The sequence below is a fragment of the Orrella sp. 11846 genome, assembly GCF_048820935.1.
Lineage (GTDB): Bacteria > Pseudomonadota > Gammaproteobacteria > Burkholderiales > Burkholderiaceae_B > Algicoccus.
This window is the reverse complement of record NZ_JBMERD010000081.1, coordinates 1-210: the sequence shown is the minus strand read 5'-3', so window position 1 is coordinate 210 and position 210 is coordinate 1. Positions and strand designations below refer to the sequence as shown.

Genomic DNA, 210 nt, shown 5'->3' with positions numbered 1-210 from the left:
GAAACGAGTACCGCCAGCGAGCATGACAGCAAGCATTTCGATGCTGTACTCGACCCGTTCAACACGAGCCGAGATGTTTACGCAGACCGGGGCTATCCCTCCAAAGCACGCTCGGAGTTTCTCGAGGATGAGGGATATCGAGATCAGATCCAGCGCCGTGGCACCCGCAAAAAGCCCTTGTCAAAAGCTCAGCAAGGTCGCAACATGCGC

At 56.2% G+C, this 210-nt stretch carries 1 protein-coding gene; it reads left to right on the top strand.

Annotated elements, in window-relative coordinates; translation table 11 throughout:
• On the top strand, positions 1-210 hold a 210-nt coding region (locus ACOI06_RS14700), incomplete at both ends, for a transposase (protein ID WP_420663331.1).